This window comes from Sedimentisphaera cyanobacteriorum (assembly GCF_001997385.1).
Lineage (GTDB): Bacteria > Planctomycetota > Phycisphaerae > Sedimentisphaerales > Sedimentisphaeraceae > Sedimentisphaera > Sedimentisphaera cyanobacteriorum.
On record NZ_CP019633.1, the window covers coordinates 2,809,541 to 2,835,830 of the forward strand.

21 protein-coding genes are annotated in these 26,290 nt (G+C 46.5%); 10 read left to right on the forward strand and 11 right to left on the reverse strand.

The features are described from left to right. Positions 1-4: 4 nt before the first annotated feature. The 6 genes from L21SP3_RS11175 to L21SP3_RS12400 all read right to left on the reverse strand — a co-directional run bounded on the left by L21SP3_RS11175 (position 5) and on the right by L21SP3_RS12400 (position 5,063). Positions 5-424: a DUF1844 domain-containing protein gene (locus L21SP3_RS11175; RefSeq protein ID WP_077541547.1), complete on the reverse strand. Its 420-nt coding sequence runs from the start codon at positions 422-424 to the stop codon at positions 5-7. A gap of 313 nt (positions 425-737) precedes the next feature. Continuing rightward, positions 738-1,889, reverse strand: coding sequence for a sodium ion-translocating decarboxylase subunit beta (locus tag L21SP3_RS11180; RefSeq protein ID WP_077541949.1), 1,152 nt, complete (start codon positions 1,887-1,889; stop codon positions 738-740). A 322-nt stretch (positions 1,890-2,211) separates the two neighbouring features. After that, positions 2,212-4,023, reverse strand: coding sequence for a biotin/lipoyl-containing protein (locus tag L21SP3_RS11185; RefSeq protein WP_077541549.1), 1,812 nt, complete (start codon positions 4,021-4,023; stop codon positions 2,212-2,214). Between the two features lie 28 nt (positions 4,024-4,051). After that, positions 4,052-4,264, reverse strand: coding sequence for an OadG family protein (locus L21SP3_RS11190; RefSeq protein WP_227806772.1), 213 nt, complete (start codon positions 4,262-4,264; stop codon positions 4,052-4,054). A 208-nt stretch (positions 4,265-4,472) separates the two neighbouring features. Continuing rightward, the gene (locus L21SP3_RS11195) at positions 4,473-4,796 is read right to left on the reverse strand and encodes a nucleotidyltransferase domain-containing protein (RefSeq protein ID WP_077541551.1); all 324 of its coding nucleotides are present in this window, start codon (positions 4,794-4,796) and stop codon (positions 4,473-4,475) included. Between the two features lie 30 nt (positions 4,797-4,826). Continuing rightward, the gene (locus L21SP3_RS12400; RefSeq protein WP_077541553.1) at positions 4,827-5,063 is read right to left on the reverse strand and encodes a HEPN domain-containing protein; all 237 of its coding nucleotides are present in this window, start codon (positions 5,061-5,063) and stop codon (positions 4,827-4,829) included. Positions 5,064-5,579: 516 nt separating this feature from the next. Between L21SP3_RS12400 and L21SP3_RS11205 the strand changes: the two genes are divergently transcribed. From L21SP3_RS11205 to L21SP3_RS11920, 10 genes are all read left to right on the forward strand, one after another. Continuing rightward, positions 5,580-7,055: a sulfatase gene (locus tag L21SP3_RS11205; protein ID WP_077541555.1), complete on the forward strand. Its 1,476-nt coding sequence runs from the start codon at positions 5,580-5,582 to the stop codon at positions 7,053-7,055. Between the two features lie 26 nt (positions 7,056-7,081). After that, positions 7,082-8,545 carry a sulfatase gene (locus L21SP3_RS11210; protein ID WP_077541557.1) on the forward strand — a complete coding sequence of 488 codons (1,464 nt, stop codon included), beginning with the start codon at positions 7,082-7,084 and terminating at the stop codon, positions 8,543-8,545. 264 nt (positions 8,546-8,809) lie between these two features. Next, on the forward strand, positions 8,810-12,235 hold the full coding sequence (locus L21SP3_RS11215; protein WP_077541559.1) for a glycoside hydrolase family 88 protein: 3,426 nt from the start codon (positions 8,810-8,812) through the stop codon (positions 12,233-12,235). Positions 12,236-12,358: 123 nt separating this feature from the next. Continuing rightward, on the forward strand, positions 12,359-13,900 hold the full coding sequence (locus L21SP3_RS11220) for a sulfatase family protein (protein WP_077541561.1): 1,542 nt from the start codon (positions 12,359-12,361) through the stop codon (positions 13,898-13,900). Positions 13,901-13,998: 98 nt separating this feature from the next. Further along, positions 13,999-15,615, forward strand: a complete 1,617-nt coding sequence (locus tag L21SP3_RS11225; protein WP_077541563.1) for a family 43 glycosylhydrolase — start codon at positions 13,999-14,001, stop codon at positions 15,613-15,615. Between the two features lie 445 nt (positions 15,616-16,060). After that, positions 16,061-17,869 (forward strand): phosphoenolpyruvate carboxykinase (GTP), encoded by a 1,809-nt coding sequence (locus tag L21SP3_RS11230; protein ID WP_077541953.1) that lies wholly within the window; start codon positions 16,061-16,063, stop codon positions 17,867-17,869. 154 nt (positions 17,870-18,023) lie between these two features. Beyond that, entirely contained in the window at positions 18,024-19,874 is a 1,851-nt protein-coding gene (locus L21SP3_RS11235) for a DUF5060 domain-containing protein (RefSeq protein WP_077541565.1), read from the forward strand. A 652-nt stretch (positions 19,875-20,526) separates the two neighbouring features. Further along, on the forward strand, positions 20,527-22,713 hold the full coding sequence (locus L21SP3_RS11240; protein ID WP_077541567.1) for an amino acid adenylation domain-containing protein: 2,187 nt from the start codon (positions 20,527-20,529) through the stop codon (positions 22,711-22,713). Beyond that, positions 22,710-23,132, forward strand: a complete 423-nt coding sequence (locus tag L21SP3_RS11245) for a thioesterase domain-containing protein (RefSeq protein WP_077541569.1) — start codon at positions 22,710-22,712, stop codon at positions 23,130-23,132. Before L21SP3_RS11240 ends, L21SP3_RS11245 begins: the two co-directional genes overlap by 4 nt. Further along, positions 23,113-23,331 carry a hypothetical protein gene (locus L21SP3_RS11920; protein ID WP_123785191.1) on the forward strand — a complete coding sequence of 73 codons (219 nt, stop codon included), beginning with the start codon at positions 23,113-23,115 and terminating at the stop codon, positions 23,329-23,331. The genes L21SP3_RS11245 and L21SP3_RS11920 overlap by 20 nt, the downstream gene beginning before the upstream one ends. A 62-nt stretch (positions 23,332-23,393) precedes the next feature. On the opposite strand, the gene L21SP3_RS11250 is transcribed toward L21SP3_RS11920, so the two are convergent. The 5 genes from L21SP3_RS11250 to L21SP3_RS11260 all read right to left on the reverse strand — a co-directional run bounded on the left by L21SP3_RS11250 (position 23,394) and on the right by L21SP3_RS11260 (position 26,269). Then, the gene (locus L21SP3_RS11250; RefSeq protein ID WP_077541571.1) at positions 23,394-24,203 is read right to left on the reverse strand and encodes a KilA-N domain-containing protein; all 810 of its coding nucleotides are present in this window, start codon (positions 24,201-24,203) and stop codon (positions 23,394-23,396) included. A 190-nt stretch (positions 24,204-24,393) separates the two neighbouring features. Next, positions 24,394-24,654, reverse strand: coding sequence for a hypothetical protein (locus L21SP3_RS11925; protein WP_123785192.1), 261 nt, complete (start codon positions 24,652-24,654; stop codon positions 24,394-24,396). Next, positions 24,651-24,797, reverse strand: a complete 147-nt coding sequence (locus L21SP3_RS12040; RefSeq protein ID WP_161488194.1) for a hypothetical protein — start codon at positions 24,795-24,797, stop codon at positions 24,651-24,653. The genes L21SP3_RS11925 and L21SP3_RS12040 overlap by 4 nt, the downstream gene beginning before the upstream one ends. A 75-nt stretch (positions 24,798-24,872) precedes the next feature. Further along, positions 24,873-25,598 (reverse strand): nucleotidyl transferase AbiEii/AbiGii toxin family protein, encoded by a 726-nt coding sequence (locus tag L21SP3_RS11255; protein ID WP_161488195.1) that lies wholly within the window; start codon positions 25,596-25,598, stop codon positions 24,873-24,875. 62 nt (positions 25,599-25,660) lie between these two features. Beyond that, entirely contained in the window at positions 25,661-26,269 is a 609-nt protein-coding gene (locus tag L21SP3_RS11260) for a type IV toxin-antitoxin system AbiEi family antitoxin domain-containing protein (RefSeq protein WP_077541575.1), read from the reverse strand. Positions 26,270-26,290 lie beyond the last annotated feature (21 nt).

Genomic DNA, 26,290 nt, shown 5'->3' on the forward strand with positions numbered 1-26,290 from the left:
CGGGCTATTCAGTTTGAATATTGCTTTCGCCCTCGCCCTGTTCGCCTTGTCCCTGCTGCTGAGCGTTTGTCATATAAACATAAGACATCCGCAGCTGGCTGAGAGTTTCGTCGATATGCTTCTTTTCCTCTTCGCTGAGGTTCTCTCCGCATTTCTCTTCAAGTACGCTGATAAGGTCTATATGCAGCTTTGATACCGGAAGATTCATTACAGGATTGCCCTTCTCATCAGGCACAAGACCAAGTCCGTAGGCCGCCTGAGTGGCCAAAAGGTTTACAAGCACCTCGAAGCTCGCTTCAGGCATCTGGTTTTGATCCTGCTCGCCCTGCTCTTGATTTTCTTCTTCCTGCTGAAGCTTTTCTTTCTCTTGCTTTACTTGTTCTTTCCAGTCTGAGTCAACGTGAATGTTTTTTTCTTCACTCATAAATTCTCCAAACGTTTTCTAAATCTAAAATTGCTCACGAAATTTCGTGCTGCATTCATTATATTATTTTCTACTATATTATGAAGCTTTAGTTTGCCGGCGGGTGATTTCTGCCGGAAAATTTTTCTCCAAACACCTGTATGGTAAAATCATTCGCTCAATCTGCAATACATTTCTGTAATTAAAACAATTTTAAAGTCTTTAGTTTATCTGCAGAGCAAATTCGCCCGATGCTTAAGCTCTGCAAATATGAGATAAAAAAAGCGGCTGCCATAAGACAGCCGCCCGTTATTTTTTCTGCAAAGCAGTGTGATTATCCGCCGCAGAGAGCCAGAAGCACACCCGCTGCTACAGCCGAGCCGATAACGCCTGATACGTTTGGCCCCATAGCGTGCATAAGCAGGAAGTTGTGCGGATTCTCTTCCACACCAACCTTGTTGGCAACTCTCGCAGCCATCGGTACAGCAGAAACGCCCGCAGCACCGATGAGAGGATTGATTTTGTCTTTTGCGAATTTGTTGTAAAGCCTTGCGATAAGCAGACCTGAAGCTGTTCCGATGCAGAAGGCAACAACGCCCAGCACGAGGATTCCCACCGTCTGGATGGTAAGGAATTTGTCGTATGCAAGCTTTGAGCCTACAGCGAGACCGAGCATTATCGTTACAATATTGATAAGAGAATTCTGCATCGTATCAGACAGCCTGTTTACAACGCCTGATTCCTTGCACAGATTACCGAACATAAGAGCACCAATCAGCGGGCACGCCGAAGGCAGAAGCAGTACGCACAGAGCCAGAACCAAAATCGGGAAAACTATCTTCTCAAGCTTTGTAACGTGTCTTAGCTGCTTCATCTCGATCATACGTTCTGATTTGCTCGTAAGAGCCCGCATAATCGGAGGCTGAATCACCGGCACAAGCGCCATATATGAATACGCCGCCACGGCAATCGCCCCGAGAAGGTCAGGTGCCAGCCGGCCGGAGAGGAATATCGCAGTAGGCCCGTCTGCACCGCCTATAATTCCGATAGCAGAAGCATCCGAGAGGCTGAAGCCAAGAGGTGTAATCGCAAGCGCCATCAGAAGGGTAGAGAAAATGCCGAACTGAGCTGCTGCGCCGAGTATTGCCATTTTCGGATTCGCTATCAGCGGGCCGAAATCAGTCATCGCGCCCACTCCCATAAAGATGATAAGCGGGAACAGACCGTTCTTAACGCCCATGCTGTAAATTATGTACAGAAAGCCGTCCGGATTCCCGGGAAGTCCGGGCTCTGCAATCCCCGCAACGGGAATGTTGGCAAGTATGCACCCGAAGCCTATCGGCAGAAGAAGCAGGGGCTCAAAGCCCTTGTTTATCGCAAGGAATATAAGAACCAGCCCAACGATAATCATAAGGAATCTGCCCAGGCCTTCTCCGCAGAAGCTTCCCTGCTGTTCTGCGCTTTCTGCCTGAGACTTTCTCTCCATTGCGGCCGCTCTTTCCTGAGCCTTTTCTTCATCTGTTGCAGGGTTGAAGAATCTGTAGATCCCTGTCTGCTTCCAGAGAAGCCCGAGTTTCTCGCCGAAGCCGCCGGACTGCTGATTTTCCGCCGGCTCTGCTGGTTCGTTTTCTGCTTCAGCTGCCTTCAGCACATTCCCAGCTTCTTTCTGAGCCGTATCTTCGGCCTGTTTAAGGGCGTTATCTGCGAAAGCAAAGCCGGCGGTGATAAGCCCCGCTGCAATCACAAATATAAAAGCCCTGAGGCCGGTCTTTTTATTTTCGTTAAGTAATTTATTCACGGACCACCCCTTACATACTTATCTTCACGAGTAACTGGTCTGCCTTAACGCTGTCGCCTACCGATACAGCAATCTCTTCAACAGTTCCGACGACGTGGGATTTAACTTCCGTTTCCATCTTCATTGCTTCGAGAATCATAAGGGTCTGCCCCTCATCAACATCGTCGCCCTCGGAAACGAGAATCTTCACAACGTTGCCCGGAAGCTTCGCATTTACATTGTCCGTCTGGGCGGTTGCATTCGAGGAGCGTTTGAAGTTTTCCTGATCAACCTCGCCTTCTGAGCAGTCGAAATTGTATGTCTTGCCGTTTACCACTGCCTGAGAGCCTTTCACAGTAACGTTGTACTGCTTGCCCTCGAGGTTTACGCAGTATGCCTTTGCTCCGTCTTTATCTTCTGCGCCGGCATCTTTTTTGGGCTCATTCTTTCTGATATTCAGCTTTGCCTCGCCCTTTAGGAAGGTAACGCCTTTGTCTTTGCATGTAGCAACGATAAACACGTTTTCTTCTGTCGGCTCGATGCCTTCTGCCTCGCAGGTTTTGCGCGCCTGCTCAAGTCCCTTGCTCGAATCGCGGTCGTTAATGTCAACGGGCAATTCTTCAGTTGGCTCCAGATTGAGCTGCTCTGAGGCCTTCTTGATTACCTCTGGATCAGGCTCGCAGGGGGTTTTCCCGAAGTAGCCCAGAACCATCTTGCCGTAGCCGTCTGCTATCTTCTCCCAAGGCCCGAACATTACATTGTTGAATGCCTGCTGGAAGTAGAACTGTGATACCGGCGTAACTGATGTTCCGAAGCCGCCTTTGCGAACTGTCTCGCTCATGGCCTCGATGATCTCGGGATACCTGTCCATAAGACCGTTATCACGAAGCATCTGGGTGTTTGCCGTAAGCGCTCCGCCAGGCATTGGGGACCAAGGGATAACCGGCTCAACCCTGCCTGCCTCAGGCGGGAAGAAGTAGTCTTTCATGCAGTCTTTGAATACTCTTTCAGCCTCGCGAACCTTTTCTGCATCAAAGCCGAGCTCGTAATCTGTTCCGCGAAGTGCATGCCACATTACAAGGGCATCTGTCTGAGCTGTTCCGCCGGATACCGGAGACATTGACAGATCCAGAGCATCTGCACCCCCGTCGAGGGCTGCCCTGTAGCACATTACGCCGTTGCCGGCCGTTTCGTGGGTGTGCATGCGAAGAGATATCTCCTCGGGAAGCATCTTCCTTGCAAGTTTCATCGTGTCATACACCTTTGCAGGCGTTGAAGTTCCGGATGCATCCTTGAAGCATACAGAATCAAACGGAATGCCTGCATCGAGAATCTTCTTCAAAACTCCCTCGTAGAATTCCGGCGTATGAGCGCCGCTGCATCCCGGGGGCAGTTCCATCATACTAACAACCACTTCGTGCTTGAGCCCCGCGTCGTGAATGCACTGGCCGGAATAGGTCAGATTGTTTACATCATTCAGAGCATCAAAGTTTCTGATTGTTGTAATCCCGTGTTTCTTGAAGAGCTTTGCATGGGCATTGATTACATCCCTGCTCTGTGATTCAAGCCCCACAACGTTTACCCCTCTAGCGAGAGTTTGAAGGTTTGCATCAGGTCCTGCTGTTTCGCGGAACCTGTCCATCATATCAAAAGCACTTTCGTTGCAGTAAAAGAAAAGAGACTGAAAGCGTGCTCCCCCGCCTGCCTCAAAGTGCGTGATTCCTGCCTCTTTTGCAGCGGCGACTGCCGGCAGGAAATCCTCTGTTAATACTCGCGCTCCGTAACAGCTCTGGAAGCCGTCGCGGAATGCCGTGATCATAACTTCAATGTTTTTTTTCGCCATTTTATTGCTTTCCTGTACCTTTCTTAAGTTATTGCCTTGACTTTGCTATAGCAATTACAGCTGCCAGTTTCGATTTTTCGCTGCCGCTTCCAGCAGAGCTCTCTTCAGCAGCCTTTTCCGGGAAGAATCGGCTGATTATACCTGCTGATACGTTCATCACTAAAATCATCAGGACAAGGAAGATGAATACCATCCCCATCCCGACGAGCATAAAGATAAATCCTTCGCCTATGAGATTCACAGAATTCTCCTTATTTAATCTCGAGCTTAATATAATAAAAAAAATGCGCAAACGCACATTTCACGCATTTTAAATCCCGTGGTATTAAAGTGATATTATTGTGAAAAGTCAATACTTATTCGGCCGATTTTAGAATTTAATCAAATTTAAATGAAATTAAAAAGTTTGCCGAGATTCTGTTTACTGCTCTGGTTCTGTTTTGAACGATTTAAACCGCTACTTTCATTCCTTCGTTACGGGCTATTTCTATTATAAGGTTTGAATCGTCCATTTCCCATTGTTCCCTCCCGCAGGGCAGAGGTTCTATTCTGCAGTCGGTGAAGGCTGCGATATGCCATAATTTGTTCACTTTTTCGCGAGTGAGATTATTGTCGAATTCTTCCGAAACAACCAGAAGATCAATATCGCTCCATTTCCCTGAATCGCCCCTTGCCTGCGAGCCGTACAAAACTGCAAAGTCTGCCTCAATTCCAGCCTCTGAAAGGGCTCTGAGATACTTTTTTATGCTGTCTATAATTCTTCTGTCCAGCATTGCAGGACTCTTTCAATTTTAGTTAAATAATTAATTGCCTGCTGCTCTGAGTAAGCGGGTAAATGAAAATTTGGGTATCTTCCTTCTATGAAAAGAATTTATTTCAGATAGAAGCTCAAGCGTTTCATTCTGCACAGTTATATCTAATAAATTTACCAGCCTCACTAAATTATGAATTCTTGGAGGAATATCATTATAAAGTTTGCAGTAATGAGCTCTTAGTATTTTTTCAACCGATAAATGAGCAAAAAACAAACCCTGCCTTATTTTTTTTGTTGAACTAAAGTTTTTGCAGCATCCATATCTTCAAGACTGCTGTCTTTCCAATAGGTGATTTGTTTTGATATATCTATCATAAATTCAATGGCATAAAATTAACGACTTGTATTTTACTTAAAATTTACGCTAATACAAAATATAAAAACACCGGCGTGGTGGTTTTAGCGAATTTCGAATAAAAAATTGTCGCACACGTCTTAATATTTTCAGCCTAATGAGAAAAATGGAGCAGCACAGCAAAGGCGTGTCGTATATAACCAACTATTTTACGTAATTTGCCATTTTTTTTGGTGCTCTCAGGATATATAATTAGAACTATCGAAAGAATTATTTTTTTGAGGTTTCAGAATGAAATATGGATTTGCCTGAAAATCCATTGATTTTTTTTAAAATTAAATCAAATAAACGGCTTATTTTGCAAGAATTTACGGTTTTTTTATCCAAATGTGCGTTTTAAATTGCGAAGATTTTGCTAAAATTAATGTTTTTGTAAGGAGCATCACAATGAAAAGACGCGAATTTTTCAAATCTGCCAGCGTAGCGGCAGTTTCACTTGCAGGTTTTGGCAGCGGACAATTATTCGCTGAACCTGCCAAAAAGCCTAATATCCTATTCATAATCGCAGACGACCTTGGATGGACAGACTTAAACTGTTTTGGAAGCGATTTCTACGAAACCCCAAACATAGACGCTCTCTGTGAAAAGGGGATGAAGTTTACTGATGCCTATGCCGCTGCTCCGGTATGTTCTCCCACAAGAGCCAGCATAATGACAGGAAAATATCCGGCAAGGCTCAACACTACCGAATGGTTTGCCGCGCCCGGCGGAGAAGTGCCGATAGAGAATTACAGATGGGCGGTTAATAAGCCGCTGCGAACAGCGTCATTTAAGGAATTTCTACCTTTAGATGAAGTAACAGTTGCAGAAGCCTTGAAGCAGGGGGGCTATTCTACGTTTTTTGCCGGCAAATGGCATCTGGGGGCAAAGGAAAAATTCTGGCCGGAAAATCAGGGTTTCGACATCAATAAAGGCGGATGGGAAGTTGGAGCTCCTAAAGGGGATGGATATTTCCCGCCTTACGACAATCCCAGACTGGAAGACGGGCCGGAAGGCGAGCACCTGCCAAACCGCCTTGCTGATGAAACCGTCCAATTTATCAAAGATAATAAAGATAAGCCGTTTTTGGCATATCTGTCTTTCTATTCCGTTCATACGCCCTTGATGGCTCGTGAGGATTTGAAGGAGAAGTATGAAAAGAAACGCAAAGAACTCGGCCTGAAAACGGAATATGTTCGCGACAACAACCGTCATGTACGTCTAACGCATGATCATGCTGTGTACGCAGGAATGGTTGAAGCGATGGATATGGCATGCGGTAAAGTGCTTAACAAATTGAAAGAGCTGAACATTGAGGATAACACCATCGTCTTCTTTATGTCGGACAATGGAGGACTTTCCACAGCTAAATGGCATCCTACCTCTAATATCCCTCTGCGAGGAGGCAAGGGCTGGACGTATGAAGGCGGTATTCGTGAACCGATGATAATCAAATGGCCGGGCGTTGCAAAACAGGGAAGTGTATGCAGCGAACCGGTGATAAGCAATGATTTTTATCCGACGATGCTGGAAATGGCCGGGCTGCCCCTGAAACCCGACCAGCATAAAGACGGAAAATCTTTAGTGCCGCTTTTGAAAGACAAAAAAATGGACCGAGGTCCTCTGTTCTGGCACTACCCGCATTACAGCCCTCAGGGATGCAGGCCTTCCTCTGTAATTCGAGACGGCAAGTGGAAGCTGATCTTGTGGTATGAAGACAACCGGAAGGAATTGTTCAATCTCAGAGAAGATATTGGAGAAAAAAACAACATTGCAGATAAAAAGCCCGAAATCACTGACAGATTGTTTAATAAGCTGTTAAATTGGTTCAAAGAAGTTGATGCTGAGATGCCGCAGCTGAATCCGGGTTATAAACAAAAATAATAATGCTCAAATAAAGGATAAACACAATGGAAAGACGTACGTTTTTCAAATCTGCAGGCCTTGCAGCGGTTTCACTTGCCGGCCTTGGAAGCGGGCACTTATTCGCAAAGCCTGCCAAAAAGCCTAATATTGTTTTCTTCCTGATAGACGACCTCGGCTGGACAGACTTGAGCTGTTTCGGAAGCGAGTATTACGAGACACCTCACATAGATGCCCTCTGCAAAAGAGGAATGAAATTCACTGATGCCTATGCCGCCTGCCCGGTATGCTCACCTACAAGGGCGAGCATTATGTCCGGGAAGTATCCGGCAAGGCTCAATACCACAGACTGGTTCGGCGCTCCCCAGCCATACAACGTTCAGAGGCACTGGACAAGAAACAAGCCTCTTCTGCCCGCACAGTACAAAGAGCGTCTTCCGCTTGAAGAAAAGACAATGGCAGAGGCGTTTGATGAAAACGGCTACAACACATACTTCCTCGGTAAATGGCATCTCGGCCCTGAGGGCTTCTGGCCGGAAGACCAAGGGTTTGATGTAAACGTCGGCGGAGGCCATTCAGGAAATCCGGGAAGCTATTTCGCTCCATACACAAAGGTGAACGACCTTCCGGCTCCTAAGGGCGAATACCTCCCTGAAAGGCTGAGAAAAGAGGCAGCAGAGCTCGTTCACAAAGACCAGAAAGGCAACCCCTTCCTCCTTTATTTTTCAATGTATTCTGTCCATACGCCCCTTCAGACAAAGCAGGTGCTCAAGAAGAAATACAAAGAAAAGAAGAAGAATATGGGCATTTCCAATGAATGGATTACACAGAGCGGTAGAAGAGTCAGAGGCGTTCAGGAACACGAAGTATATGCAGGCATGATTGAGGCGATGGATAATTCTGTGGGCAAGGTTGTGGAGGCTCTCAAGCAAGAAGGGCTCTACGAAGATACCGTTTTCGTGTTTATGAGCGATAACGGCGGGCTCTCCACCTCCGAAGGACGCCCAACCTGCAATCTCCCGCTCAAATGCGGAAAGGGATGGATGTATGAAGGCGGAATCAGAGAGCCGATGTTTGTGGTATGGCCGGGAGTTACAAAGCCCGGAAGCGTATGCGATTATCCTGTTACCAGCACAGACTTCTACCCCACGCTTCTCGATATAGCAGGCCTGCCGCTTCAGCCCCGGCAGCACGTTGACGGAGTTAGCTTTGCGCCTCTTCTCAAGGGGGAGAAAAAGCTCGACCGCAAAGCTATCTTCTGGCATTACCCCCATTACGGAAATCAGGGCGGCTCGCCTTCCTCAGCGGTTCGCTGCGGCGACTACAAACTCATCGAATGGTTCGAGAGCGGCAAGCTCGAGCTTTTCAATCTAAAAGAAGATATCGGCGAGAAAAATGACCTCGCTGATAAGATGCCCGGCAAAGTTAAAGAGCTCCATAAAATGCTCGTTGACTGGCGAAAAGAGGTGGATGCAAAGATGCCCATGCCAAACCCTCGGCATAAAGGCTGAGTCTTAATAACAGTTAGATACAAAGGCAGCTGCTTTAACAGGCGGCTGCTTTTTTTTCTGCGTTTTTCTCTTTTGACAAATAAAAATCACCTGCTAAAATATTCAATATGTAACAACAAAGTTCATATATGGATAAATTGCCGATTTGCTATGCCGCAGGTATAAATCTGTATCATAAAGTCAGTGCATTTCAGAGAGGATGAAACTCGGGAGCGGAATGCTTCCGAGGCAGTTAATAAATTACATTTTTTAAGGGTGCAATAAATGAGACAGCTAACTATCTTTTTGTTTGTTATTTTTTCAGGGCTGTGTGCTGCAGCAAGCTCTCAGGATTATGTAAGCGTAAGCGGCAGCGGCAGCTGGTGCTGGTTCGGCGATCCCCGCGGAGTAAGTTATAACGGCAATGTCTATACAGGCTGGGTGTCTGGAGACGGCTCGATATTTGCCGGCAAATACAACATTGAATCCGGAATTACCGACACTTACAATCTGCACCCGAAATTTCAGAAAGACGACCACAACAACCCCTCAGTGCTTATTACTCCTTCCGGGAAGATTGCCATGTTCTACACAAAGCACGGCGGCGGCCCCATGTATATGCGGGTAACTCACAGGCCTGAGGATATTAGCGTTTGGGATGTTGAGCAGGAGATCAAAAACTTCAACCACCCTGATAACAGAGGAATAACATACCCGAACCCCTATATGCTCTCAGAGGAGGATAACAGGGTGTATATGTTCTGGCGGGGCATAAACTACGAGCCTACAGTTTCTTACAATGATGATGTTTATAACGTAAAAACATGGAGCAGCCCCGAGCAGCTCTTCAAAAGCGGCCCCCATCCGGAAAGCGGACGCAATGTCCGTCCGTACACTAAAATAGCCTCAAACGGTAAAGACGAAATCCACTTCGTTTTTACCGACGGCCATCCAAGGCAGTGGCCGGAGAACAGCATTTATTATATGTATTACAGGGCGGGGGATTTCTACAACGCCAAGGATGAGGAAATCGGCTCTATGGATAACCTTCCGATTGAAAAATCGAAGGCGAGCGTTGTTTACAAGGCCGATAAACAAAACGGCAGAGCCTGGGATTGGGATATAGCTCTGGACAGCAGAGGGAATCCCGTAATTGTTTATACCCGTATGCCCAAGGAGACAGACCACAGATACCATTATGCCCGCTGGGACGGGAGCAAATGGATTGACAATAAAATCTGCGATGCAGGAAAGTGGTTCCCCCAGACGCCTAAGGGAAAGAAAGAGAGAGAGCCGCATTATTCGCCGGGCATAGTTCTCGACCATTCAAACCCCAATGCAGTATATCTCTCAAAGCCGGCGGATGGAAATCTCGAGATATTCCGTTACCAAACTAAGGATATGGGCGAGACCTGGAAGGCTGAAGCGATTACTGAGGATTCAGTTTACGGAAATGTTCGCCCGTACGTTATTCGAAATCACCCCGAAGACGGGCCGACCGTTATGTGGGAGCAGATACATTACTATCAACATTACACTAAGTATGATGCAGCTGTAAAGATTGATGTTTTAAGAGACGAAAGAAACCTCTCGGCTGAAAAGCCCTCTGCCAGGTCCGTTCGAAACTATATGAAACGCGTTGCAGACTGGCAGATTAAAAACCCATCCCGCCATCACACCGCCGACTGGACTCACGGAGCTCTTTTCGCCGGGATGGCCGAATGGGCGGAAATGGCTGCTGCTGACAAATATTTCGACTACCTGATGAAAATGGGCGAGAATAACAACTGGGCTCCTCACCGGAGAAAGTATCACGCAGATGATTTTACCGTATGCCAGATGTATCTCAAGCTTTACGAGAAATACCGTGAGAAGAAGATGGTTGAGAAAACCCGTCAAAGGCTGGACTGGATCCTCGAGAATCGCTCAGATGTTGAAATAGTTCCGTTCAGCGGGAAAACTCAGGAGAGATGGAGCTGGTGCGATGCGCTGTTTATGGCTCCGCCCGTGTGGGCGAAGATGGCGGATATTACAGGCGATAAGAAGTACGCAGATTTTATGATTGAGGAGTGGAAATATACCACCGAAAAGCTCTTTGATGAGAAGGAAAATCTTTACTACCGAGACGCACGCTACTTCGACAAGAGGGAGAAAAACGGCGAGAAGGTTTTCTGGTCTCGCGGTAACGGCTGGGTAATGGGCGGCCTTGTGCGCACCATGGAATACCTCGGCAAAGACCACCCTCAGATAGGCTATTTCCAGAAAATATACAAACGTATGGCAGGGAAAATTGCATCAATCCAGCAGCCCGACGGCCTCTGGCACTCAAGCCTTCTAGACCCTGAAACATACAGCAAGCCCGAATCCAGCGGCTCAGGCTTCTATATCTACGCCCTTGCTTGGGGCATTAACCGCGGACTTCTCGAGAGAGAAGAGTACCTCCCGCATGTAATGAAAGGCTGGAATTCTCTCGCCAGCAATGTTCACTCAGACGGTATGCTCGGATACACCCAGCCGATAGGGGCAGACCCGAGAAACATCACCGAAGAGCAGACTGAAGTTTATGGAGTTGGCGCATTCCTGCTTGCCGGCTCTGAGGTTTATAAGCTTGCAATTGAGGATAAGCTTTCTGATGCTAAAGAGCTTCGGGTTTCCAATTATGCCAATGTTGATGTGAGCTATGGAACTGTTTCTATCGATCCGGATAAATTAAGCGGAATAGACCTCAGCGAAGCGGGCGTTATTTCAGCGGAAAACTATAAAATCTCTCAAACTCAGCTCGTGGATAATGACCTCGACGGGGATATGGATGAATTCCTCTTTCAGGCGAGTCTTGAAGCCGGTGAAACCAAAAAATACTTCATCATTGAAGACGCCAAAATCACCCTTCCAAACCGGAGAACCTACTCCAGATACGTCCCTGAGAGGAAAGATGATTATATGTGGGAGAATGATCTGATCGGTTTTCGGGCTTATGGGCTGAAGCTCGCTAAAGAAGGCGCAAACAGCGGCTTCGACTGCTGGCTCAAAGGCGTTGAATATCCAACAACAAACAATCGCTATTTCACCGCCCGGCACGGACGAACATACCACTCATATTTCGGCGAAGGGTACGACCCCTACCACGTGGGCTCATCAGCCGGCTGCGGCGGGCTCTCGCTCTGGGAAAACGATAGCAGGGTTCATTCAAGCGTTTACGACGAATACAAACGAATTGCAAACGGGCCGATACGCACAATTTTCGAGCTTACCTACGATGAATCGTGGAAGAGGAACGGAAAAGAACTGAAGGAAGTTAAAAGGTTTACAATTGATTTGAATTCTTGGTTTACCAAGGTTGAAAGCTCCTTCTCAGGCGAGGATGCAGGCTCTCATCAGTATGCTGTAGGGATTACCACCCACGACGGAAAGGCCTCAGCTGAACTTGGCGATAAAAGCATAATATGCTCGGAAATTATAGACGGCAATTATCTTGGCACCGGAGCTGTGCTTGCAAAACCTGAGCCTGAAAAAGCTATGGAAATCAGGGTTGACCAGCCGGACAAGAGCCATGCATTTATAATCACCGAGCCGACCAGTGAACCGATAGTTTACTACACCGGCTTCGGCTGGCAGAATCAGGGCATTGAAAACCAGAAGCAGTGGGAGGAAGAAATTTCTAACCTCAAACAGAGAGTAAAAACTCCTTTAAAAGTTCATATTCATAGATAAATTAGCTTTCAACGATTGACAGATTCATTCAATAAAAAATTATGATGAAAAATTTGTAAAAATTTCATTGCTGGCGGTATTTACTTGTTAAACAAGAATCTGTCAAAACTGAAAGGAATATAGATGAATAAGATATCGAGGAGAAAATTTCTTCAGCGAACCTCTGCGACTGTTGCAGCAGCAGCTGCTGCTAACTTCGGATATGCAATGCCGGAGAACAGGCCGAATATTGTTTTTCTTTTCGCAGACCAGCTGCGATACGCTTCCTGCGGATATGCCGGCGATGATAAAGCGCATACCCCAAATATAGATAAAATTGCAAGAGAAGGAGCTAATTACCGTCAGGCTGTCTCAAGTATGCCGGTTTGCTCGGCTTACAGGGCTTCCCTTTTCACAGGCAAATACACCTCCTCAACCGGTATGGTGATAAATGAGCTCCGGATGAACCCAAACCACAGATGTATTGGCCACGCAGCCACAGACGCCGGCTACAACACAGGATATATCGGCAAATGGCACTTGTATGCCAACGAGCTTGGAGACCATTACAATCCTGACAATTCATTTGTCCCCCGCGGCAAACACAGGCTCGGCTTCGACGGCTATTGGGCTGCCTACAACTTCCACCACGACTACTACGGCGGCGCCGCATATTACCATACTGAATCCAAGGAAAAGATTCATTACGAGAATAATAAATTCGAGCCGGACGCTCAAACGGATATGGCTATCGACTACATCAAAAAGCAGTCCGGCAGCAGAAAGCCATTCTACCTCACCGTATCCTACGGAACTCCTCACGACCCATGGCGGCCAAACAACGTTCCGGATGAATATATGGATATGTATAAGGATGTCGAGTTTGACCCGCCAAAGAACTATTCTCAGAAGAAAGACCCATACGGAGACGGCTGGTCTAATGTTGACCAAAACCCCGAAAAGCTGCAGAACTGGATGCGCTGCTATTATGCTATGACAGCCAACCTCGACTGGAACATCGGCAGGATTATGAGCTCTCTGAAAGATCAGGGGCTGCTTGAAAATACCATTGTTGTATTCACAAGCGACCACGGCGAGATGTTCGGCGGACACGGACGTATGAAGAAGAATATATTCTACGAAGAGGCTGCACGCGTTCCGTTCCTGGTTTACTGGAAATGCCAAACAAAGCCTGTTGATACTGATGTTTGTATGAATACAGTTGACATTATGCCTACCGTTCTCGACCTTGCCGGGCTCAAAACCGAGATCCCCGACGAGGTGGAGGGTGTGAGCCTTGCCAATGCCGCACTCGGGAAAAAATGCCCCGAAGAACCGGAAGCTGCATTCCTTATGAACACTGGTGCCTGCGCAGTATGGGAAAACGGGCACGAATGGCGTGCAATGAGAAGCCCTAAATACACTTACGGTGTATTCAGGGGCGGAGGAAGAGACAATCTTCCGAGAAAGGAAGTGTTCTACGACAATAAGAAAGACCCTTATCAACAGAACAATCTTGTAAACGACCCTGCTCATAAGAATGAAGTTCAGAGATTCAGGGAAATGATGAGAGCTAAAATGATTGAGCTCAACGACGACTTCCCGGCATCATCGTGGTATAGGGAACACTGGACTCAAAACAGGATCATCAAGGCCTCTGCGAGGGGCAAATTCAAGAGTATATAATTTTCACAAAACTAACATATAAAGCCCCGCCATTTGAACAGACGGGGCTTTTTAATGTACTAATAAAAACAATAAACCAGCAAGTATTTAGGACTTTTATGAAACACAATTTCTTACACAAGTTTGCAGTTTTCGCATTTACTTTATTCATATCATTTAATATCTTCGCAGATGACTTCCGCAAAACCTTTGTGAATCCGATTTATGAAGGGGCAGACCCTTTTGTTTATAAGCATACCGATGGGTTTTATTATTTCTGTCAGTCTGAGGGAGATAAGGGAATCGCAATTTGGAAATCCCGCAAGCTTACAGACAAAGGGGTTAAAAGGGTAGTCTGGAAGGCACCGGACACCGGCTGGAACACAAGCGAAGTATGGGCGCCGGAGCTGCATTACCTGCAGGGTAAATGGTATATCTATTATGCCGCGGACAGCGGGAAAAACATCGACCATCGAACCGGAGTTCTCAGAAGCAAAACTCAAGACCCGCAGGGCGAATATGAGGATATGGGAGTTGTTTACACCGGCGATGAGATAGAAACAAAGAAAAACAACCGCTGGGCTATAGATGCCACTCCGCTTGAAATGAACGGAAAGCTGTATTTGATATGGTCAGGCTGGAAAGGATATGATGATGATATCCAGTCTCTTTATATTGCGGAGATGAAAAACCCGTGGACAGCAGCGACAAATCGCGTGAAGATGGCCGAAAACGACACTTATGTTTGGGAGAGGGTGTCGAATGACCCGCAGAAAAAAGGCCTGAACGAGGGCGCACAAATCCTGAAAAATAAGGATAAGATTTACGTTATATATTCCTGCAGCGGTTCTTGGGAGCCAACATACAAACTCGCTCAGCTATCTATCAAAAAAGGGCAGGATCCGATGAATCCGGACAACTGGAAGAAGAAAGATAAGCCTGTCTTTCAGGGTACTGATGAAGTGTACGGAACAGGACACTGCTGCTTTACAAAATCCCCCGACGACACCGAGGACTGGATGATGTATCATTCAAAGATTTCCAAGAGGCATGGCTGGCAGCGAAATGTGCGGATTGAAAAATTCGGCTGGAATCCAGACGGCTCTCCAGACTTCGGCAAACCCACTCCCCCAGGCACAGTGCTCCGAAAGCCTTCAGGCGAGATAATGCCCGAATTGGCAAGCCATTTTACAGATTCATTCAGCTCAGGCCGCTGGGACAACTGGGTTTACTACGGCTACAATCGGTTTATCGCAGTGCGAAGCGAAAAATTAGTTCTCGGGATCAATCCGGGCTGGGGCATAGCCAACAACTACCGAAGCGGAGAGAAGGCTGTAATGCGGGATATGCTCTGGGATGATTTTGTATATTACGCAAAAGTGAAGGTGGTGAAAGGCGGAAGAGATGCCGGCCTGATTTTCAGGGTTAATCATCCCGCTGTGGGTTACGATGCTATGAAAGGTTATTTTGCCGGCATAATCCCCCAGAATAATATGGCAATTCTCGGCAGGATGGACGGAAAAAACTGGCAAGAGCTCGCTCGAAAAAAGATCAGCCTGAAGCAGGGTGAAAACTATCACCTGAAAGTTATGGCGAAGGGTGAAGATATCAAGTTTTTCGTTAATAATGAAAAGCAGATTGAGGTTAAAGACAGCGACTATTCAAGCGGCTTTGCAGGCGTCCGTGTTATAGACAGTGAAGCTGAATTCGACAATATAAAAATCAGAAAGAGATAGGATAATCGCAAGCTTTCTATTTTACTGAACAGTTTCTTTTATACCAGTATGCATTTTGTGCTGCTGTTCTATTCAACCTTTTTTTGCTTCGCCAAGTAAGTGGAATTTGCTTGAAGATGGGCAATAGCTGAGTCAAAAGCTTATATTGCTATTCCACCTTTTTGGAGGAAGGCCTAGCCCCTATTTCAAGGATTAGCTAAGCGTATCCCTCCGCCTTTTACATTATTGACACAGTTCTGAGCTGTTTTCCCGCAGCCTCCAAGTTATATTTTTCGATATCTTTTGCTGGAGAAAATATATAGTTTGACAACCTCTTTCGGTTTCTTACAATCTTTGAACGGTTGAATCCGATGCGGTATCGGTGTGTCTTGAAAAACACTTTAGCAATTTCTTTACAGAAGGATTTCTATTTATGGGAAATGACCTGGAATATCTTAAGGGTTGTATGAGGCCGGAGCAGTATGAGAAGCTGGCGGCTTTGAACAACTCAAAATTAAACGAGTTCATCGCAGATTCCGTACAGCTTTGTACACCTGATGATGTATATCTCTGCGACGGCTCAAAAAACGAATACGATACAATTATGGCAGGAATGGTTAACGAAGGTCTTGCCACAGACCTCAAAGCACGTGAAAACTGCTTCCATTTCCGTTCAGACCCGTCAGATGTTGCGCGCGTTGAAGGACGTACCTACATCGCTTGCGAAAATGAATCTGATGCCGGCCCAACTAACAACTGGATCTACCCGGACAAGCTCAAAGGTACAATGAGAGATCTCTACAGCGGCTGCATGAAAGGCCGTACTCTCTACGTTATTCCTTTCTCTATGGGCCCGATTGGCTCTCCGATATCTAAGATTGGTTTCGAAATCACAGACAGCGGCTACGTTGTTTGCAATATGCACATTATGACAAGAGTTGGCGATAAAGTTCTCGAGGCCCTCGGACAGGGCGACTTCGTTCCCTGCCTGCACTCTGTCGGCAAGCCGCTTGCTGAAGGCGAAAGCGATAACGGCATGTGGCCTTGCGCTCCTGTTGAGAAGAAATACATTTCACACTTTACAGAAGAACAGAAGATCTGGTCGTTCGGCTCAGGCTATGGCGGAAACGCACTTCTCGGAAAGAAATGCCTTGCCCTGAGGATTGCCTCAGTTATGGCTAAGAAAGAAGGCTGGATGGCTGAGCATATGCTTATCCTCCGCCTAACAAATCCGGAAGGAAAGAAATTCCACATCGCTGCTGCATTCCCGAGTGCTTGCGGAAAAACAAACCTCGCAATGCTTCAGTCAACAGTAGAAGGCTGGAAGGTTGAATGCGTGGGCGATGATATTGCTTGGATGAAGATGGACGATAACGGCCAGCTTCGCGCAATCAATCCTGAGTCCGGCTTCTTCGGCGTAGCACCAGGAACAAACAGCAAAACCAACCCGATGGCTGTTAAGTCCTGCGAAAAGAATTCAATCTTCACCAACTGCGTTGTTACAGACGACAGCGATGTATGGTGGGAAGACGGCGACGGCGAATGCAAGCACGGCATCGACTGGAAAGGCAGAGAATGGACTCCTGAATCAGGCGAGAAGGGTGCACACCCGAACGCTCGTTTCACAGCTCCAGCGGCTCAGTGCCCAAATGTCTGTCCAGACTGGGAAGACCCTGCTGGCGTTCCTATCGATATCTTTATCTTCGGCGGTCGCAGAAGCGAGCTTGTTCCGCTGGTTACAGAAGCTATGGACTGGGATCACGGTGTTTACATGGGTGCTACAGCAGCATCTGAGAAAACTGCCGCTGCTCTCGATTCTGGCGTGGCTATACGCCGCGACCCATTCGCTATGCTTCCGTTCTGTGCATACCACATGGCAGACTACTGGCAGCACTGGTTCGATATGGGCGATAAGCTCGGCGAAAATGCTCCGAAGATCTTCTATGTGAACTGGTTCCAGAAGAACGAAAAGGGCAAATTCATCTGGCCTGGATTCGGCGAAAACAGCCGCGTTCTCAAGTGGATGTGTGAGCGTGTTGACGGCAAGGCCGGCGCTTATGACACTGCTATCGGCAAGATGCCTAAGAAGGAAGACCTCGATCTCAACGGCATCGATCTTACCGATGAAGAGATGGACAAGATCCTCAGTGTAGATACTGAAGGCTGGAAGAAAGAACTGCCTATCGTGAGAGAGTTCTTCGAAACTATGGGCGATAAACTTCCTGACCGTATGGTCGCTCAGGTTGACCGCCTCGAACAGCGTCTCAAGAGCTAAGCTATAAAACTGCTTACAAATAATAAGGCCGGTTCTTAATTGACCCGGCCTTTTTTATTGCGCTGCTGAAGATGGATAATATAATTGACCTGAAAGAATAAGATTATAAAATGGCTGCAAATTCGTAAAATTGTTAAAGTTTTGAGGTTGATTTATGCTGTGTACAGGGAAGTTCAGATTATCTCCAATTGCTTTTTTGCTTATTTGCGGTTTCGTTTCAGCAAGCCCTGAATTAGCTGGCCCGTTCGACAGCCCCGAAAGGCTTATCCAGTGGCACAAAATCACACTCACGCTTGAAGGACCACAGGCAAGCGAAAACGGAACGCCCAATCCTTTCACCGATTACAGAATGTACGTTGTTTTCAAGCACGAAAAAAGCGGGCTGAAATACAGGGTGCCCGGGTATTTTGCTGCAGACGGAGACTCCGCAAACTCCTCAGCACAGAACGGTAATAAATGGTGTGCGCACCTGTGTCCGGATAAGCACGGTAAATGGACATACGAGATTTCATTCCGCAAGGGGAAAAATGCAGCGGTTTCGGAAAAACTGGAAGCTGGCAAACCTCTTGCCCCTTATCACGGAATTTCGGGAAGATTCAAAGTAGTTCCGTCGGATAAATCTGGCAGAGATTTCCGCGGTAAAGGCCGGCTTGAGTATGTGGGCAAAACATTTCTCAAGTTTGCAGGCTCAGGAGAATACTTCATCAAACAGGGCACAGACGCTCCCGAAAACTTTCTTGCATACGAAGATTTCGATGGCAATTTCAAAACAGACGGCCGGAAGGATCATTTGGTAAAAAGCTGGTCTGCCCATGCAAAAGATTGGGACTCGGGCGATCCGTACTGGCAGGACAAAAAGGGAACTGAAATAATCGGAGCGATAAACTATCTGGCAGGCGAAGGGCTAAACGCATTTTCATTTATTCCGATGAATATCAAAGGCGACGACAGAAACGTTTTTCCATACACCGATTACAACGAACGGTTCAGAATGGACTGCTCAAAGCTTGCACAATGGGAGATAGTATTCGAATATGCCGATAAAAAGGGGATGTTCCTGCACTTTAAAACGCAGGAAACAGAGAATGAGCTGCTCCTTGACGGCGGCGATTTAGGCAAGCAGCGAAAGCTCTACTACCGCGAGCTTATAGCCAGATTCAGCCACCATCTGGCCATCAACTGGAATCTCGGCGAAGAGGTAAACAATGCTTCCACAAGCCAGAAAAAGAGCTGGGCAGAATACTTCTTCCAGAACGACCCGTACCATCATCACATCGTAATTCATAATATGGGAAATCCGCACCACGACCTTATGGGAGAAGGTTCGAGGCTTACGGGGATGTCCGTACAAACTAACAAGCCAGATTTCAGAAATGTTTACCCTCGAGTGAAGAGCTATATACAGAAGGCAAAGAAGGCAGGGAAGGTTTGGGCTGTTGCCTGCGATGAGCCTGGAGATGCCCAGCATGCCTTAAGGCCGGATAATGACGCGGGCAATTCGCACGATGATGCAAGGCGGAATGCGATTTGGGGCACGTTTATGGCCGGCGGCTGGGGCAATGAATGGTACTTCGGCTACAAACACGCACATTCAGACCTCACCTGCGAGGATTTTCGCAGCAGAGACGCCTTTTGGAACTGCTGCCGGATTGCACTCGATTTTTTCAAAGGCGAAAACCGCTCAGGCCGAATGGCTCTGCCGGTTGAGAATATGCAGTGCAGGGAGGATTTAGTTTCAAAGCCAAACAGATGCCTTTACGGTAAAGATAATGAAGGGAGAAACTGTCTTGTCGTGCAGGCATTAACTGAAAAAGAATTTGCAGTAAAAGCGCCGAGTGAAAAACTCTATAAAGCAGGCTGGTTGAACTCTAAAACCGGTGAATGGAAAATACTCAGCGATATTGAGAAACATAAAGGCGGGATGCTCAAATTCAAATCTCCTTGGGGCATAGACGGGATCCTGCTTCTTTACGATTGGAGCCGCCGATTCCCTCAGAAGGAATGATCTTAATATGCCCATTAAGCGGACGCGGAAATAATCCGTAAATTTGCCGATTCATTTTTTCAAACGGCGAGGTCTGCGAAAGGAACGAATTTTTTCACAGGATTCACAGGATTTTGACGGGTTTTTTGGGCGGGTAATTTGTTTGAACCTCATGGGATTGGTTTAAACCACGAGGACACCAAGGGCACGAAGGTTTGTTATAAATTGTTTTATATAAAGGCTTTACATCATAAAACATCTGTGCCCCTCCGTGTGCCTCCGTGGTTAATATATTTTTTTACCACAAGAAATAGCGAGCTGCCCCGGCGATGCAAAGAGGACTCCGCTTTGCTGTAATATGAAGAATCTTTTCGCTGTGGAGAGATGATCGCTCGCGCAGGTTCGCCGCCCCTAGTCGCCAGCAAAACCCGCAGACAAATAATCCTTAGCGAGTTTCAGGGCAATATAGACAGCAATAAATTCTGCAAAGCATTTCAGCGTGATGATTTGAATTCTGCCAAAAAATATTGTCGCACACCTTTATGTTTATCTGTTAAATAATAGCTTGATAAATATTTTTCATAGCTTATTATGGTTTTTGAAAAAACGCAAAAATTAAATTTTCGAAATTCATTAATACGCTTTCAAACAATTGGCAAAAACGGAGTTTGTAATGACAAATTTTGAAAGCTATGCAGAAGCACAGCAATCCTCACAAAAGTCAACCCTAAACGTTACCGAAAGGGTAACGGAAGCAGCAGGGCTGTTCCCTGATAAAACAGCAGTGAGCGACGAGAATCATTCGATTATATTTTCAGAGCTGATATTGATTTCAGATGTCCTTGCTGAAAAGCTCCTTGCAAAAAACATCCAGCTTGAGCAGAAAGTTGGGATAAGCTGCGGAAAAAGCGTTGAGGCTGTCGTCTCTGCGTTTGCTGTGATGAAGGTTGGTGCGGCTTATGTGCCCCTTGATGCAGATTATCCGGACGAAAGGCTTATATACATAGCAGAAAATTCCTGTATGAATATTATATTCTGCGTTAAAGGCAATGCGCCAATGTGGGCTGAGGGGTTTGAAGTTATAGAGATAGATATTGAACAAATCCTCAAATCCGAACCTCCTGAAGAGCATATATCATTTAACTGTTCCCCAACAAGCCTTGCCTATTCAATGTACACCTCCGGCTCGACAGGCACACCCAAAGGTGTGGAAATAGAGCACAGAAATCTTAATCAGGAGATAGACTGGAATATAGAATTCCACAAACTTACCAGCAAAGACGTGGCAAGTCTTGTTTCGAGCTTCAGCTTTGATGTTTCAGTGTCTGAGATATGGAGCACTTTATCAGTTGGGGCGAGGCTTTGCATTGCTCCGCCTTCAGCAGTTTACGTGCCTCAAAATATGATCGACTGGATGTGCCGAAAAGGTATAACCGTTGGCCTCGTTGGAACTCCCGTAGCAGAAAAGATTATTCGTATGCAGTGGCCTGATGAGTGTTCGCTTCGTACTATGCGAACCATGGGCGACAGGCTCAGAGTAAGGCCTCTGCCGAATCTGCCGTTCAATCTGTACAATGAGTACGGCCCTACAGAATGCACAGTTACTGTTACAGCAGGGCTGGTCAGTTCGGAGGACGACGGCAAATACCCTCACATCGGAAGCGAAGTGGGCGACTGCGTGATACATATACTTGATGATGAGTTAAACCCCGTAAAAGAAGGCGAAGAAGGCGAGCTCTGCATCAGCGGGGACTGCGTTGCAAGAGGGTATGCAGGTATGCCGGAGAAAACGGCCGAGGTATTCGTTCCCGACCCAATCATAAAGGGCAATCGGATGTACCGAACCGGCGATGTTGCAAAAAGACGGCCGGACGGGAATATCGATTATGTGGGAAGGCGGGATTTGCAGGTTCAGATCCGTGGGTTCAGGGTGGAGCTCAGCGAGATTGAAAAATTTGTGCTCGACAGCGAAAATGTAAACTCTGCTGCTGTGGTTGCTTCCGAAGAAGAGGATGGGATCAGGCTTTACTGCTTTGCTGAGCCGAAGGCAAAGCCGTTCAGCGTTGAATCACTTACTGATTTTCTCGCCTCAAAACTGCCCACCTACATGAGACCGAGCGGGTATTACGTTTTGGAGGAGATGCCGCTGAATGTAAACGGAAAAATTGACAGAAAGAAACTCTTCGCAGATGTTGTAGAAAACCGAATTGAGGCGCATTCCAGAACAGATCAGATTGTAATGCCGCGAAACCCAATGGAAGAAGTGCTTTGGGAAACGTGGAAAAAAATCCTCCGAAGAGAAGACTTCGGAATATATGAAAACTTCTTCGACCTCGGCGGACATTCATTGATGGCTATTAAGATGGAAACGCTCCTAAGCAAACGCGGGCTTGCGCTCGACTTTGAAAAGGTGATTAAATATCCGGTGATCGCACAGCTGGCCGCCTTTCTGGAATTCAAGGTTGACGGGGCAGAAAATTCCGACGAAAAGTGCATTGTGTCGCTCAACAAAGGCGAGAAAGGCAGGCCGCCGATTTATTTCCTGCATTCCACCAGCGGCGACATTCTGGCGTATGCAAATATAGTGCACGAACTCGGAGAAGACCAGCCCTGCTTCGGTTTTCAGTCTATTGGGCTTTGGCATATTGATCAGGCAGACAAAACAATCGAGCAGATGGCTGCCAGATATGTTAAGCTGCTCAATGATATCCAGCCGGAAGGAAAGTTTGCGCTTGTGGGGTGGTGCTTCGGCGGCTGGATCGCCTACGAGATGGCAAGAATATTCAAGAAGCAAGGCAGAAACGTGAGCATTTTAGCCCTCATAGACGCTCCCGCAAAACTTGCCGGCGGGAAAAAATGAGGCAGCATCTTACGGTTATAAAAAATCTTATCGCCCTCGGGCCAGCCGAGATGAGCAAAGAAATCATAGAGAGACTGAAAACTAAGGAATCAGACCTTGCAGATGATGTGATTGGCGCCCATTTCAACGAGCAGGACGAAGAATTCAAAAACAGATATGTTTCAAATCGAGCGGAAGTGTACGACTGTAATCTATCCGCCGCTTATGAGTATAAATCTGGAACTTATAAAGGCCAAGCCGTGCTGTTTAAGGCTATGGGCAGCGAACTTTGGAAACTCAGAGGCCCGAAACTCGGCTGGGAATTTGTGGTTGATGATTTGAAGCTCGAAGCTATACCGGGCGAACATAAAGACCTGATGAAGGAAAATACGGAAATCGCTGTAAGACTCAGGAAAATGGTTGATCAGATTAAGGGCTGAGAGCTCCTTCACGCAGCGTCCGAGGCCGGGTGAGTATGCACGGTTTGGCTCCTTATGCGAAAAAAGCCATCGCCACACAGCGGAGCAGCTCTTAGCTGCCCGCCAAAATCCTAATGGAAAAAGCAGCGTGGGTGAGAAGCGTACGCCTTGCGGCGTTACGCTTTGCGTCCCAGCATCTTCGCAAATCCAGTACTTCTGATTTCGAATAAACTGCTATGGCTTAAAACCACTAACAGTGTTTATTTTGATTCTCATTTGGTTTTATCTCAGCAATTTGCGGTTCGCTTCTTCTACCAGCAGTTTCATTTGCTTTATTGCAATCTCGTTTAGTCTTTCAAGTCTTTCATTTTGCGGCAGGCGTTCAGATATAAACAGAGCATTAAGATTTTCTAAATTTGCCAAACATACCAGCTGAATCACATTAGCATTATCACGGATATCTCCCTTCTCATCCGGGTTGGCTTTCTGCCATTGTGCGGAGGTCATTCCGAAAAGGGCAACATTTAAAACATCTGCTTCGCTTGCATATAGAAAAGAGGCCTGTTTCTTATCAATCTGCTGCGGTATCAGGTGCTCCTTAATCGCATCAGTATGTATGCGGTAGTTGATTTTAGTTAGGCTTCGTTTAACCGACCAATCCAGCTCTTGCGTCTGGTTTTCTTTGAGCCGCTGAAATTCCTTCAGCAGATAAAATTTGAATTCTACCGACACCCAGGACGCAAATTCTAACGCTATATCTGCGTGTGCAAATGTGCCGCCATATCTGCCCGGTTTGGACTGAAGGCCTATCGCATTTGTTGAATCTATCCATTTCTTGGGCGAAAGCACGAAATGATTATAGCCGGCCTGATTCCTAAACTGGTCGAATTCGACCAGTTTGAAGTTTTGATTGTGGATTCGCTCCCACAGCCCAAGAAGCTCAATCGTATTTTTGCTCCTCATCCAGTTTTTAATGATATCGGCTGGCGAGTCGGGGTTTTTGTATTTTGCAATATCTGTTATCGAGATGTAGTTCTCACGGTCAACATTGTAAAGCATTATTTCACTGCCGGATACATTGATTTTCTTCATAAATCATTCTCCATGCTTTTATTTTAAGCACGCTGAAACCTGCTATGAACCTCGTTCAAAAACCCGCTCAATATATAATATCGAAAAACAAAACGCAATGCAAAAACACCGCAATCAGCTCGCAAAACCCATTGCCGTAAACGTATTCATCCCCGCCGGCGAGCGTTTCGCCCGAATCGGTCGTGGTGAGCTACTTCACGCATCGTCCGAGGCCGGGTGAGTATGCACGGTTTGGCTCCTTATGCGAAAAAAGCCATCGCCACACAGCGGAGCAGCTCTTAGCTGCCCGCCATAATCCTAATGGAAAAAGCAGCGTGGGTGAGAAGCGTACGCCTTGCGGCGTTACGCTGTGCGTCCCAGCATCTTCGCAAATCCGACTGATGTATGCCGGCGAGCCGGCCAAGCTTCCCACAATCCTGCGCCCCAACGCATCATATTTGTACTGAATCACTCATCCTCCAGAAGATGCATTTTACTCTCTTTTATACATATCTCAACAGCTGCAATTTCATAATGAATATTAACAGCTGCTCCAATTTTTTCTTTCTTTACTCCATTGCCTGCCGGGTTTCCAAATAAGTTCAAAACTTTCATTTTCTGACAAAGCTCTGAGCACCGGAAGAATAAAATCTTTTATTTTGTCTGCTGCTGATGGAAAAGATATCTCTTTTAGGCTATTTTTTGAGATAAAGCATCCCACTGGCTCTGTTTCAATTTGTCTTCATAGAATTCTCTGGTAAAAGATGTAGGCAGTTCTTCGGGGATTGCTGTACCTCTTCGCCTAAATGTGTTTTGAATCGCCTGAGCTAACAGTTTGCCGTCGAATTCAAATTTTCCGGCAAGCTGATACACATCGTAAAAATCTTTCATACGGCTGTTCGCAAACCCCAGAGTTACCATTGCTTCAATCTTTTCAGCTACTGCCAGCTCATACGAGTATGTCCTTAGCTTTGGTGCCGGCATATTAAGTATTGCAGGGAAAGCGGCCTGCTTTTCAGGCGGATAAACCTCATCACCAAACCCAATGTCTATCTGCATAAATTCTCCCGTACGCCCTATTCTGTATTCAAGCTTAATCCTTACGCCGTCATACATATTATCTTCCCGAATTGCCTGCCCTCTCACAGATTCCGCTTTATATGTGATTCCGTCCTGCACATCAGTTTCGATCCGGCAAATATTTCTGAAAACCTCCTCCAGCCGGGAAACATCAGGATTGCCAAACCCAAGCAAATCAAGATCTCTCGTTGGCCGGTAAGGATTATTCCCCCATACCCGAAAAAGCTGCGCTCCCTTGAGAACAAAATCGTTGGCATATTGAGAATTGCTCAATCGATAAAGAAAACGCTCTATTGCATAATTTGTCAGCGTAAGGCCGCGATCTTCCCTTTGCATTTGCGAATAATTTTTTAGACGCTGTAAAATGGAATCAGCTATGTTTTTCTTTTCCCGATTGCTCATAATGCAGTAATGCTTTCAAGATATGGCTGAATCACATTGCTCACCCTGCACACTTTGGCGTATTTCCAAAGCTCATCCATTGTAAAATGCTTTTCCCGCCAGCCTTCTCTAAGGGCTTCCAGAGCTGTATCCAGCCCAATCTTGTTGCGATATTTAAAACAATCCGCCACCGTCTTTGCCGGCGAATAAACTCGCACCTTAAGCTGATCTATCCGTTTCTCCTGTATTCCTTCGGTAAATGCCCTTTTCGAAAACCGCACATATCTCACCTTTGCAGAAGCTTTAATTTCGGGTTTGCGGGAACGATTTTCTATCGCAATCCAGACCTCAAATGGATTCTGTGTTGTAAATCCGTGAAGACGCAGGGCAGAAAGAAGGCAAATTACCCCTTTAGGCACCTGTTTCGAAGCCTCAGCAATGCTCTGCATCGGCGAGTAATCATTGTTGGGCAGACTGTAGAGGCCGCGGGAAACCCTCTCCACAGTTCCTTGTACCGTAAGCTTTCGAAGATACTCCTTCGAGATGCCAAGCTCAACGATTTCTCCTGTTTTGAGCATTCCATACTGTCTGAGATGTTCAATTAGTTTTTGAGCCTTTATTCCCATTTGCAATACCTTGTTGACTAA